The sequence below is a fragment of the Brevibacillus borstelensis genome (genome assembly GCF_003710865.1).
Classification (GTDB): Bacteria; Bacillota; Bacilli; order Brevibacillales; family Brevibacillaceae; genus Brevibacillus; species Brevibacillus borstelensis.
The window spans coordinates 56,526-68,825 of sequence record NZ_RHHO01000015.1 but is presented as its reverse complement, the minus strand read 5'-3'; the positions used below and the strand labels follow the sequence as shown (position 1 = coordinate 68,825).

The 12,300-nt window shown below is 51.3% G+C and carries 9 protein-coding genes, 2 tRNA genes and 1 riboswitch; all 11 genes read right to left on the bottom strand.

The window, feature by feature from the left end; genetic code table 11:
- Positions 1 to 208: 208 nt before the first annotated feature.
- Positions 209 to 295, bottom strand: a tRNA-Leu gene (locus tag EDM54_RS08030).
- Positions 296 to 312: 17 nt separating this feature from the next.
- A tRNA-Lys gene (locus tag EDM54_RS08025) sits at positions 313 to 388 on the bottom strand.
- A 334-nt stretch (positions 389 to 722) separates the two neighbouring features.
- The gene (locus EDM54_RS08020) at positions 723 to 1,091 is read right to left on the bottom strand and encodes a GYF domain-containing protein (RefSeq protein WP_003393172.1); all 369 of its coding nucleotides are present in this window, start codon (positions 1,089 to 1,091) and stop codon (positions 723 to 725) included.
- Between the two features lie 18 nt (positions 1,092 to 1,109).
- Entirely contained in the window at positions 1,110 to 2,327 is a 1,218-nt protein-coding gene (locus tag EDM54_RS08015; RefSeq protein WP_024984307.1) for a tetratricopeptide repeat protein, read from the bottom strand.
- A gap of 23 nt (positions 2,328 to 2,350) precedes the next feature.
- Positions 2,351 to 3,823 (bottom strand): ATP-binding protein, encoded by a 1,473-nt coding sequence (locus EDM54_RS08010; RefSeq protein ID WP_003393168.1) that lies wholly within the window; start codon positions 3,821 to 3,823, stop codon positions 2,351 to 2,353.
- A gap of 305 nt (positions 3,824 to 4,128) precedes the next feature.
- The gene (locus tag EDM54_RS08005) at positions 4,129 to 5,796 is read right to left on the bottom strand and encodes a catalase (RefSeq protein WP_170208381.1); all 1,668 of its coding nucleotides are present in this window, start codon (positions 5,794 to 5,796) and stop codon (positions 4,129 to 4,131) included.
- A gap of 285 nt (positions 5,797 to 6,081) precedes the next feature.
- Positions 6,082 to 7,077 carry an ABC transporter permease gene (locus tag EDM54_RS08000; RefSeq protein WP_003393164.1) on the bottom strand — a complete coding sequence of 332 codons (996 nt, stop codon included), beginning with the start codon at positions 7,075 to 7,077 and terminating at the stop codon, positions 6,082 to 6,084.
- 1 nt (position 7,078) lies between these two features.
- Positions 7,079 to 8,563, bottom strand: a complete 1,485-nt coding sequence (locus EDM54_RS07995) for a sugar ABC transporter ATP-binding protein (RefSeq protein ID WP_003393162.1) — start codon at positions 8,561 to 8,563, stop codon at positions 7,079 to 7,081.
- A gap of 76 nt (positions 8,564 to 8,639) precedes the next feature.
- Positions 8,640 to 9,665, bottom strand: coding sequence for a sugar ABC transporter substrate-binding protein (locus EDM54_RS07990; RefSeq protein WP_122958038.1), 1,026 nt, complete (start codon positions 9,663 to 9,665; stop codon positions 8,640 to 8,642).
- Positions 9,666 to 9,794: 129 nt separating this feature from the next.
- Positions 9,795 to 9,916, bottom strand: a riboswitch (SAM riboswitch).
- A gap of 65 nt (positions 9,917 to 9,981) precedes the next feature.
- Positions 9,982 to 10,920 (bottom strand): phosphotransferase family protein, encoded by a 939-nt coding sequence (locus tag EDM54_RS07985; RefSeq protein WP_003393158.1) that lies wholly within the window; start codon positions 10,918 to 10,920, stop codon positions 9,982 to 9,984.
- A 243-nt stretch (positions 10,921 to 11,163) separates the two neighbouring features.
- On the bottom strand, positions 11,164 to 12,276 hold the full coding sequence (locus EDM54_RS07980) for an S-layer homology domain-containing protein (protein ID WP_003393157.1): 1,113 nt from the start codon (positions 12,274 to 12,276) through the stop codon (positions 11,164 to 11,166).
- Between the last annotated feature and the right edge of the window lie 24 nt (positions 12,277 to 12,300).

Below are 12,300 nucleotides of genomic sequence, written 5' to 3'. Positions count from 1 at the left end.
TCGCTGTTCAGTTTTCAAAGAGCATTTCGCACTCACTGTCGTGAGACACGTATTCTAATTTAACATATCACTTTTTGAAAGTCAAGCATTTTTTAGCTATCTTTCAAAAGCGCTTGTTAATTTCAATGTGCCTGCAAACATTCTCGCGGGCAGGAATCTAATGTACCATGTTTGACGAACAATATCAACTGGTAAAACACGGTTTTTTTGGTGCGGTCGAGAGGACTTGAACCTCCACGGTGTTGCCACCACTAGAACCTGAATCTAGCGCGTCTGCCAATTCCGCCACGACCGCATATGAATGAAAGAAACTGGTGAGCCATGAAGGACTCGAACCTTCGACCCTCTGATTAAAAGTCAGATGCTCTACCAACTGAGCTAATGGCTCAAACTGAAAGTCCGCAAGCAATTACTAGATTGTTTGCTGTCATTTGCATCACAGGATTTAAATACTACCAGCACTCGTGAAAAAATGCAAGAGCCAATTTTTGTTTTATGAAGCTGCCATTTAAAATTACTTTAATAGAATTGAAATTTCAATCTCCCCGGTTATTTGTTCCCGCTCTACATTGATTCTATTATGAATCGTATGTTCTTGCGTTCATACCCGCAAAAAAACGAAAACAGCGGAAACCCTGGCAACGCCGTCATCTGGCAGGCATCCGCCTGGGTTCTTCCGCTGCCATAACAGCTAATCGGCTACCATTTCTTGTTTCACTCTCTTAACTGCTCTCTATGTTCCTTGTCCATGAATGCGCTTCTCTACCGACTCGGCAAAAGGAGACTTTTCCAATCTGCAGCCATTCCTTCATGCCTCGCTTCCAGACATAGCTTGTCTCCCAATCGATTTGGCCGGTTTCAGCAATCCACAGAATGATATTGGCGGCCAAAGGGCCCCGTATTTCTCCACCCTCCACGATCATCCATTCTGCTTCTCCAGCTTCTTTGACAGACAGCCTCCACTTTTTCTTTTGTGACATCCCTGTCTTGAATGGAACGGGCAGCGCATCTGCTTGCAAGGACGAGATGTAAATTTGCAGCTCCTTCAGCAAGCCCGCCAACTCATACACGAAGGGCCACAACAAAATCATGGAAGGAGGCATTCATCGTCAGCGACGTCTAAACGGCCTGGTCAGCACTTTGAAAACAAACATGAAGATGAGATAGACAAGCGCTACCGCGTAAATCAACCCCTGAAAAACAAGTGCAATCCAAGGGAGTATGTATATCTTGAACGTTCCCTTATCCAATACGGTTTGGATCCAGGTCTCTATGTGTGTATTCCCGGGAAACTGCTGCTTTATCTTTTGAAAATGGGCAAGGGCCGCCTTGTATTTCTCGTCATCAAACAACACCTGGCCGTACGTGATCTGCATTTCCAAATCATCCGGCTTTATAGACAAGTACCTCTTCAGCTCTTTCTTCGGCTTTCGTTCAAATTGAAGCTTGATTCTGATCAATTGCTCAAGATACCACAGGCTGTCCCGATACAAATGGGACCATGCTTCAAATGTTTGGGAAATAAACCGGTAGTAATCCTGGGGATCTTTATATTGTTCAAACTGGCTCGATACGTATTGGACTTCCCGGGCATGAGGAGCGATACTCAATGCTTGGTCGAGATAGCGCTGTCCCTCTTCTCTCTTGCCAAGAGTGAATAAAAGATAAGCATAGTTGGCGTGCTTCTCCCCGTCATCGGGCCTTAACTCCAGAGCGGCAGCATACTCCTTTTCTGCTTCCTCGTATTTCCCCAAGGCGTAATACAAGTGCCCTCTGATGGAATGAATCCGCGAATTTTGAGGATCGATGCCAACGGCTTGCTCCGAAATCCTTAACGCTTCTTCCATCTTCTTCTTGCTTTCCCCGACAAAGAAATACTCGAAGCGCAGCTTTCGCAGATTGAAGCCATAAGCATACATGCGATAGGAGGAGGAATCGGTCTGGGAGTAATAGATCGTCTCCACCAGCTCACAGTAATGGACGATATTGAGCGGTCTCAGCTCGATAGCCTGCTTGAAGCTTTCCACAGCCCGGCTGTAATCCCCGCTATATCTGCACACACATCCGTAAAGGTGAAACACCCTCGGGTGGGAAGGCCACAATCCCAGCATGTATTGGGCGGTTTCTTTGGCCTCATCCATTCTGTCGAGATTCAAATAAGAGTAGCCCATTTGCAGCAGTGCATAAAAATGGTCAGGTTCCACCGCGAGCAGCTCCTTGGCCTCCGCGATCACCGTCTCATAATTGTCATTGTCAAAATGGTACTCGATGCTGTCTACCAGTCTTTCCACTAGCTCTTCGGAATCGTTTTGTATCCTTTCTTCCATCTCTCTCAACTCCTGGGTGAAAATTAAATCTGTCTGCCAAACTTGCGCAAATACGCCTCTATATCGTTGTAAAGCCCGCTGTGGTTGGAATATTTGACATAGTTCTTCGCCGTGCGCAGCCAGTCCAGGGTGGTCGGCTTCACCTCGCTCAAAACCGTCTCCAAATCCTTCATCATGATCGGGCGCTCCACGCCGGTCTCCAAGATTTCCTCCAGAACAAGCTCCGCTGCCCGCTCACACACATTTTCAATGTCAGCCCCGGAAAAGAACTCCGTGTGCTTGGCCAGCCAATGGGGATCGATTCCTTTGGCAAATCGTCCGTGCAGCTTCAGCGTGAACATTTGCTCACGCGCTTCCAAATCTGGCGGCGCAACAAAAATCAACCGGTCAAACCGCCCCGGCCGCTTCAGTGCATTGTCTACATCCCAAGGGAGATTGGTAGCTCCAATGATCAAAACCTGATCGGTGCTGGTATCAATGCCTTCCATTTCCGACAAAAAGGTATCGATCACGCCCCGCATGTAATTGGATGAAGATTTTGAACGATTGTAGCCGATCGTATCGATCTCATCAAAAAACATAATGCTCGGTTTATGGTGACGCGCCTTGTCAAACATGGCTTTCAGATTCTGCTCGCTCACTCCGATATACGGGTCCAGAATATCGGTGATGTGCACCGGGACGAAGGTGGCTTTGCATTCTCCTGCAGTCGCTCTCGCCACGAACGTTTTCCCGCAACCGGGAGGGCCGTACAGCAATACGCCGCCGCCCACTTTTTTGCGGAACTTGGAGAACAGGCCTTGATTGAAAAACGGGCTTATTATCCGCAAGCGAATCGTTTTCTTCAATTCATGCAGGCCTGCCACATCCTCAAACGTGACCTTGTTTAACGTTGGCAGTTCCTCTTTTTTCTCCCGTTGGCCGCCATCGATAATTTTTAGGCCCGGATGGTTCTTTACTTTGTAGGAGTGGTTTTGTCTGCCCGCTCCAGTTCCCTGGCTGCCAGCATAACGGTCATCCTCGTAATCGCTGTTGTCGTCATCGGCTTCATCGTATTTCTCATCGTCTTCCCCGAAATCATTTTGCAGCGAATGGTTGCGGCCATCTCTTTTATGATCTGTTTCTTGGGGGGGAGCCTCGTTTTTCTCTCCGATGTTTTCTGTTTCCATCCCTTTGGCCAGAGGCGCGACATTGCTCATCCCTGTAGCCGAGGCGGCGGAGGAGTTCTTCTGGACAGCCGGGGCAGCAGCACTGCCCGTTGCCTGTTGCTGCAGCTGTTGTGTGGCCAGTGACAGCTCCCGAATAAAGTCATTGCGCAATTCCTCATTCTCGCAATATGTGAGTCCTGCAGAATATGAACTGATCGCTTCCAGCCACAAACCGTTTTCGGCCAGTTCCTTTCCTAACCAGAAGTGCGTTTGGGCGTCCTCGGGATGCTTTGCCGCCATTTGACGCAGCCATTGTATTTTTTCCAAAGCGTGTTCACCGCCATTCATCCATGGTCTTCTATCTTGACGCGTGCATCCAGTTTCGGATATTCGTTTGCAACCTCTCATCATTCTACATCAAATGTAAAAAACTTCAAGAAACATGGTGGATTGTGACGATTTCTGCGGGTTGTCCTTTTCTTTATTTTATGTGGGTATTCGGGCAAAAGAAGCAGCGAAAACGGGACTTTCTTACCATTCCCTGTTCTGTTTTGATGTCTTGGCTATTACAAACACCCGATACAAATACTTCCATTATTGATAAACAATATAAAAAGGCCGTCACGCTCTCGTGCGAAACGGCCTTTCCATCCTTAATAGGGATCAGCCTGATGCCCTTTTCTTTCGGCTTCCTTCACTGCTGCTCCAGCGTTTTCTGTGCCGATCGGACCGCCCGTCCCCAATTTTCCCGAATCCTTGCTGCCGGCCTGCTCCAGACCCTCCCGGACGCGACGGCCGTAATCGGGATCGCATTTTGTTAGCATCTCGATCATCTTGTCCTGAATTTCCTTCCTGCAGACGCGCAAGGCGTTTACCAGATTTTCGATCAGATCGTCCCGCTCCCAGTCCTCGAACATCCGGTAACGCTCCCCGGCCTGTTTGAAGTCATTGGTCCGGTCAATTTTTTGCCGCACCACATTTCCCGCTACGTACGGCTCGTGGTCCTTTTCTTCCTGCACGACCTCACGCAGTCCCCCAATCGTGGACGGCTCGTAGTTGATATGCGGATTGGTCCTGTCCACATGGTAGAGCATTTGACCGCCTTCCTGATTGGTGGCTACGCGTTTTTTCGGAGCGTTGATCGGAAGCTGCAAATAATTGGCGCCTACCCGATAACGCTGTGTGTCAGAGTAGGAAAACGTCCGCCCCTGCAGCAGCTTGTCATCGGAAAAATCCAGTCCGTCGACCAGTACGCCCGTCCCGAAGGATGCTTGCTCTACCTCCGCAAAGTAGTTTTCCGGATTTTTGTTCAACACCATTTTGCCTACAGGGAGAAACGGAAATTGTTCCTCCGGCCAAAGCTTGGTCGGGTCCAATGGATCAAAATCAAGCTCCGGATGCTCGTCATCGCTCATGATCTGGACACAGAGCTCCCACTCCGGGTACTCGCCTCGCTCGATTGCTTCGTACAAGTCCTGAGTAGCGTGGTTGAAATTTTGTGCCTGAATTTTTTGGGCTTCCTTTTGCGTGAGGTTCTTGATGCCTTGGGAAAGCGGCTGCCAATGGTACTTCACCAGAACGGCTTCGCCCTCTTTGTTGACCCACTTGTACGTATTGACGCCCGAGCCCTGCATCTGGCGATAATTGGCCGGGATGCCCCACGGAGAGAAAAGAAACGTAATCATATGCATGGCTTCCGGGGTGTTGGAGATGAAGTCAAAGATGCGCTCCTGGTCCTGAATATTGGTCACCGGGTCCGGTTTGAACGCGTGAATCAGGTCCGGAAACTTCATCGCATCCCGAATGAAAAACACTTTCAGGTTGTTGCCTACCAGATCCCAGTTGCCGTCTTCCGTATAGAATTTGACGGCAAAGCCGCGCGGATCGCGCAATGTCTCCGGCGAGTGGATGCCGTGGGTGACCGTGGAAAACCGGACAAACACGGGTGTGCGCTTGCCCGCTTCCTGAAACAGCTTGGCCCTGGTGTACTTGGCTATAGGCTCGTCTCCCACTTTGCCGTACGCTTCAAAATAGCCATGGGCACCTGTCCCGCGCGCATGAACGACCCTCTCCGGAATGCGTTCCCTGTCAAAATGGGTGATTTTTTCCAGAAAATCGTAGTTCTCCAGTGTCGTGGGGCCTCTTCTGCCCACCGTCCTCATGTTCTGATTGTCCGTAATGGGGTGTCCTTGCCGGTTGGTGAGAGAATCTTCGCCCTCCCCCGCAGTCATTCTTTTGTCGTATACGCCGCCGGCACCCATTACCGAGGTCCCGTTCTCTCCTTCCGCTGACGCTCCTCGTTCCTGATGAACATCACTCATTGCATTCCCCCGCTTTCAGTCAAATAGCTTGCTTGCACGTTTTTTGGTTGCACATATGTAATATCTTCCTGCGGGGGTAGCTTTATGCAAAAATTGCCTGCGAAACCATTAGAGAGGGAATTTCATGCCACATACGAATGTGTAACACTCTGGAGATGTTGGTCGGCAAAACCGCTACAGGGCACAGCCTAAAGTGAGCCTGAAAACTGGCTTCTTCTGCTGCGCCCTGTATGTAGCGACTTTCATTTGGCTTCCAAGTCAGCAAAGGATTGACTCCAATCCTTCCTACGCCCGCTTTCTGCGCAATTGATAGTACGTGACTGCCAATGCCAGCGCCAGGACAATTCCTTTAATGATGTCATACGCATAATAAGGAAGATTCAGCATCGTCATGCCGTTCAGCAGGACACCGATCAGGATGGCCCCGACGAAGGTGCCGAATACATTGGGCTTGCCTGCGCCAAATACAGAGAAACCGACAAACGCCGCGGCCACCGCATCCATCAGCATGGAGCCTCCGCTGCTCACCTGACCGGTTCCGATTCGCGCAGCCAAGAGCATCCCTCCGAGTCCGGCAAACAGGGCAGAGAGCACGTAAGCAAGCGTCCGGTACCGGTTCACGGGTATTCCGGAGAGCCGTGCCGCTTCCACATTCCCTCCGGTCATATAAAGCATGCGCCCTTGTCTCGTATAGGTCAAATAAATATGCGTGACCGCCACCAGCAAAAAGGTAAGCAGCACAGGCACCGGTACGGAGAGAATCTCGCCTTGCCCCAGCCAGAGAAACCATTCCTGAAATTTGCCCGGAGCAGTCGTCCCGTCCTCCATCGGCATATTGGCGTAGATCGAGTAGCCCTTTGAATAGGTCATATGGACGCCGTTTACGATGTACAGCATCGCCAAGGTCGCCAACAGGTCGGGAATCCGAATCTTCACGACCAACAGCGCGTTGATCAAGCCCACCAGAACGGCCAGAACGATCGGAACCGCCAATGTCGCGACCGCTCCTTGTTCGTACCAGACCATCATCGATGCGGAGACAACGGTAGTCAAGGAGACGGTCGAACCGACAGACAGGTCGAATCCGCCGACAATCAAGGAAAACGTAACACCGACGGCCACAAATGTGACGATGGAGATGGAGCGCAAAATATCCGTGATGTTGGCATAGGTAAAGAAATAAGGATTGGTCAGGCTAAAAAGCAGGATGACGATGGCGATCACGGCAACTGTTCCGTATTTATAAACAAAATCAAACAAGCTGTATTTTTTTGCTTCCATCTTATTCACCCCCGCTTGCGTAATACATGATTGACTCCTGGGTCGCTTCTTCCCGGCTCAGCTCTTTTACGATTTGTCCCTCGAACATGACGAGGATCCGGTCCGCAATCCCCAGCACCTCGGGAAACTCGCAGGAAAAATACAGGATGCCTTTTTTCTCCGCGGCGAGCGAGCCGATCAGGCGGTAAATGTCGCTTTTCGCCCCGATGTCCACACCCTTCGTCGGCTCGTCGAACATAAAGATGCGCGCATCCGTATCCAGCCATTTTCCGATAGCGACCTTCTGCTGGTTTCCCCCGCTCAAGTGGCCGACAGGCTGACGAATGCCCGCTGTCTTTACCCCCAGTTTTCGGACGATCTTCTCGGCTTGCTCCGACTCCAGTCTTTGCTTCACAAAGCCCCTTGGCGACCATTTGGCCAGGGTAGCCACCGACAGATTGCGGGCGACCGACTCCTCTACGAATATCCCTTCCTTGCGGCGCTCCTCCGGCACGAGGACGATCCCCGCCTGGACTGCCTCTTTCGGCGTGCGAAGCCGCAAAGCCCTGCCGTTTACAATCAGCTTGCCATCCTCCCACTCATCCGCGCCGAACAGCAGACGTGCCAGCTCCGTCTTCCCTGCTCCAACCAGGCCGACGACACCGACGATTTCTCCCTCGCGCACATGCAGGTCCGCTCGGCGAACCTTGCCTCCTCTGGCGTTTTTCACTTCCAGGATGGTCTCGCCGATCGGCACCTGGGTCTTCGGGAACTCCTCGGAGAATGTCTTGCCCAGCATCGCGGCGATGACCTCGTCCATCGTTGTGTCCGCCGTCTCTTTGGTAGAGATCCGTTGTCCATCGCGCATGACGGTGATCCGGTCGCAGATTTGAAAAATTTCCGGCAGCCGGTGGGAGATGTAGATAATGCCCAACCCCGCTTGCTTGCACTGCTCGATGATCTGAAACAGCCGCTCTGTTTCCGTGTTGCTGAGCGGAGCTGTCGGTTCGTCAAAAATAATGAATCGGGCCTGCTGTACCGTCGCCCGGGCGATCAGGATCAGCTGCTTTTCGGACAGCGTACAGGCTTCCACCTGCTTTTTCACTGGAATGGAAAAGCCAAACCTTGCGAGAATCGCTTCCGCCTCTTCATACAAGCGGCGCCAGCTGATCAAGCCCTTTGCTTGGATTTGGCGATCAAGCAAGATGTTTTCCGCTACACTGAGGTACGGGATCAGCGCCGTATCCACTTCCTGATAGACGCATTGAATCCCGAGCGCTTTGGCATCCTGCGGCGACTGGATCGCGGCCTCCCTGCCATCAATCACAATGGAGCCTCCGTCCGCCACATAGGCTCCCGTCAAAATCTTCATCAGCGTGCTCTTCCCCGCTCCGTTGGCTCCGAGCAGAGCGTGAACTTCTCCCGCTTTCACTTCGAAATCGACGGAACGGAGCGCGGGTACGCCAGAGAACTGCTTCATGATGCCGTTCATCTGCAAAGTCGTCATTTTCTGTCCCCCCTTATTAAGGAAGAATCCCGTTGATGGATGATCAACGGGATTACGCTACACCATCTATGCAGGATTACTTGCCCCATTCTTTCACGTACTGGGAGAGATCTCCCATCGTGATTTTCTTGTCCGTCGGCAAATCGTCTCGCTTGACCAGCACAGGATTCAGTTTGACGCTGTCCGGCACCTGCTCGCCGTTGATTTTTTTGAAGACGGTTTGGGCTTGAATCCGTCCGATGTTGCCCGGGTCTACCGCTGCAGTCGCTACCCACGAGGTAGAGGGATCCTGCATGAGCTGCAGGTCTTCGTCGCTCAAATCGATCGAGTATACTTTGATCTCGGTACGGCCGGCTTGCTGAATGGCGCGGGTCGCTCCTTTGGCGAACTCATCCCAGGAAGCCCAGACCGCTGTAATATCTCCTTTGTTTGGATACTTCTTCAGAATGGCTTCCATCTGCGATTGCGTATCCAGCGCGGTGTTGTTGGTGGTGCTGCCGAAAGCGGCAACCTCCTTGATATCCGGATATTTCTTCAAAAAGGCTTCGTACGTGATCTGGCGTTTTTCCATCGGTGCAAAGCCAGCCACCCAAATTTTCACGATGTTTCCTTTGCCGCCGGTATCTTCAGCCAGCTTCTCCAGGCTAAGCTCAGCCAGCTTCTGGTCATCCTGCTCTACTACAGGAACCCCGGGAAGCTTGATGTCTGTATCAAACAGCACGAGCGGGATGTTTTGCTTCACAGCCTTTTCTGCTCCTTGCTGCAGTGCTTCTGCAGTGCCGTGGTCAATCAGAATGCCGTCGAAACGCTGGTTGACCGCCGCATCCAGGTTGGAAGCCATTTTGGACAGATCGGTATCTGCGTTGAAAACAGTCAGCTCTCCGCCGTTCTTTTCTACTTCGGCTTTGACGCCGGCAATGTACTGAGCCGAGAATGTGCCTACGTTTTGCCGCATCACGAGCGCGATCCGTTTTGCTTTCTCGCCGGAGCCGCCACCCGCTCCGCCGTTTCCGGAAGACGCGCTGTTGCCCCCGCCGCAAGCTGTCAGCAAAAGAGACACAGAAAGGATAAGCGATCCAATCAAACTAAACTTCTTTTTCATATCGGAAAACCCCCTTTTTAAAGTAACACGGTACGCTGTTCTGCGGTTTTGAACCGGAATCGACATCCATTTGCTCCATCAAAAAAGCCTCTTTCCAGATGAAAGAGGCTTAAATCAGCGGATTTTCGCCTCTCATCTGTCAGGTATCGCTACCTGTAGGAGTTAGCACCTTGGCTCAAAAGAAACGTGTTCCTTTGCGCTAGGTTGCCGGGCTTCATTGGGCCAGTCCCTCAGCCTTCTCTGGATAAGAGTTCATATTCTCATATCAAAACCTTTTGTATATACAGAATATAATGGCTGCTTTCAAACCTGTCAACTAGGATTTTTTCCCCTTCCCTGTCCCTATCTTTTCAAATGCCTGGGCGACAAACCAACTGTGCTCCTCCCGCATCTTTTGTTCCGTAGACGCATCGAGTCCCCAGTCGGATATTTTGGAAGCCGGGCGCAAAGCTGCGAACAGATCCCAGTAAGACAGGTCTGTAAAATCGAACTTCGTCAAGGATTGATAGCGACCGGTAAAACGAAGCATCGCCTCGATGCCGAATACCCACAGAATCTCCAGTCTGGCGTTGGCAACATCCGCGAGCGGATCTCCGAGCTGCGCGTCCTCCCAGTCGATCACTGCAGCAAGCTGTCCGTCCCTCCACATTACATTTCCTGGCCAAAAATCTCCATGAAGCAGTACGCATGGATTCCGCGAAGGAAATGGCCAAACTGCCTCCAGAACATCCCGAATGCGTCCCTCACCCAGCGATTCATCTGTGATTGCCGGCCGTTTTTCGATTTTCTCGGTACATGCCTTCTCCAGTTTGGGCAAAAAGGACAAATCCAGCTTCGAGACGTCCACACTGTGAATCCTGGAAAGCTGCGCAGCTAGCTGGAAAACGTGGTCGGTCACATCGGCAGGAGTGAACTCAGTCTTTCCCTCGATGTATTCAATCACGACGTACGGCGTGGAAAAAATCTCGCCTGATTGATCCAGGAAAAATGGCACTGGCGCGGCCACCCCCACAGACTTCAGGAGTTCCATCAGCTTGAATTCATCTGCCGCCACATGGGGATTCTGTGCAATGTCTGCCGCACCGTGCCGGCGCACAACCACTTTTCTCCTTTTGCCGTCAAGCTGCTCGATTTCAAGCGCCGTCACCTGCGCTGAGACACCGCCTTTCAACTCCCAGGAGCGAACCAGCTTGCTTTGGGGTTCAAGCCTTTGAACCAATCTTTGAAAGCAGTCCCTTTCCGTTGATTCTGTCATTTGCACCTCTCCTTTGCCTTTTCCGGAATATTCGCTGCCCCCGTGATCAAATCATCCCGGTTTCCCGCAGAAGATGAAAAATGAAAAGCGGACAGCTCTCGAATGGGCCGTCCGCTTCTTTTGCTCGCTTTACGGGTCAATCGCTGTTTATCGCTTTAGTTGGATGTGCAGCCATTGCATTTTTCACCTGGACTGCAACTGCTAAAGCCAGCGCCTGACCCAATCCCCCCCACAAATTCCCAACTACTTCTGCTGGTAATTTACTCTTACGATCTTCCAGCCATACGGGCTTGATTCTTCCTGTTCCAAAGAGTATTCCACCTGATAATTTCCTGTCAGCGTATGCTGATAGCTTCCTGTCACCCACAATCGCTTCGGATTGCTGTCATCTTTCCTGACCACCAGGCTGCCGCTGTAATCATGCAGAGGGAGCGGAGCGATCTCTTCCAGTGACTCTTGGGCGTCCTTGCTGAAAAACTGCCCGATCCGCGACGGGTCCTTCTGGACATACGCCTGATTGGCGGCGGTGAGGAAGAGGTTGACGATGTTTTTCTGGCGAAGCTGCGTTTCCTTGAACTGCTGAGGCGTATCGCGTTTCCAAAGATCATGCAAGCGTTTCAGGACGATGGCAAACTGCGCTCGTGTCATTTGTTTTTTCGGGTCAAAATTTTTGTCTGCGTTAAAGAGATAGAATTCGGAAATCGCTGCCGCATAGGGCGATGCCGTATCCTCGTATTTGGGATCGTGCTTCCACAGATAGTAGCCCGTATAGTAAGGCTTCACTTCATCCAGCTTGAGGGTTGTCGCCCGCATTTTGTAAGGAGCCAGGACATGGAACAGGATCATGCTCGCTTCTTCTCTGGTCAACGGCTTTTGCAAATAATCGGAGGACAGCCACCAGTCGATGTTGTTCTTCTGTGGCTGCTTCATACCTCCACGTTCGGATAAGTGCAGGTAGTACAGCATGCTTTCTCCCGGATCGAAGGAATTGACAAATCCGGTTTGTATGTCTAGCATGGCGCGCATATTGGCAAGGAGTTGTTCCGTTTCCTGTTTATAAGAGAACCGTTGATCCACATGCGTATTTGGCTTGGCTGTTTCCAAGGGACCATAGATGCCTTCCAGCACCCGGTTCAGCAAAGCCAGCGCTTCGCCCCTGGTAACCGGATTGTCCGGATGAAAATACCCGTACTTGAGGCGGTAAACATTCAGTGCGCTCAGTTCCTCGATTTCCTTTTGGGCCCAATGCCCCTGAATATCCTCATAGTATGCGGGAGCCGCAGAAGCGCCGGGGACAAAAAAGCTTTGGACGAACAGACCGAACATAACGATCCAGGCAAGATAACGTTTGTACATTTCTCAGTACTCCTTTCCAAATAA

Excerpts from the sequence above, each read along its gene's own strand:
- EDM54_RS08000 (WP_003393164.1), bottom strand. The coding sequence starts at position 7,077 with ATGGAAGCAAAAAAATACAGCTTGTTTGATTTTGTTTATAAATACGGA.
- EDM54_RS07990 (WP_122958038.1), bottom strand. The coding sequence starts at position 9,665 with ATGAAAAAGAAGTTTAGTTTGATTGGATCGCTTATCCTTTCTGTGTCT.
- EDM54_RS07985 (WP_003393158.1), bottom strand. The coding sequence starts at position 10,920 with ATGACAGAATCAACGGAAAGGGACTGCTTTCAAAGATTGGTTCAAAGG.
- EDM54_RS07980 (WP_003393157.1), bottom strand. The coding sequence starts at position 12,276 with ATGTACAAACGTTATCTTGCCTGGATCGTTATGTTCGGTCTGTTCGTC.
- EDM54_RS08005 (WP_170208381.1), bottom strand. The coding sequence starts at position 5,796 with ATGAGTGATGTTCATCAGGAACGAGGAGCGTCAGCGGAAGGAGAGAAC.
- EDM54_RS08020 (WP_003393172.1), bottom strand. The coding sequence starts at position 1,091 with ATGATTTTGTTGTGGCCCTTCGTGTATGAGTTGGCGGGCTTGCTGAAG.
- EDM54_RS08010 (WP_003393168.1), bottom strand. The coding sequence starts at position 3,823 with ATGAATGGCGGTGAACACGCTTTGGAAAAAATACAATGGCTGCGTCAA.
- EDM54_RS08015 (WP_024984307.1), bottom strand. The coding sequence starts at position 2,327 with ATGGAAGAAAGGATACAAAACGATTCCGAAGAGCTAGTGGAAAGACTG.
- EDM54_RS07995 (WP_003393162.1), bottom strand. The coding sequence starts at position 8,563 with ATGACGACTTTGCAGATGAACGGCATCATGAAGCAGTTCTCTGGCGTA.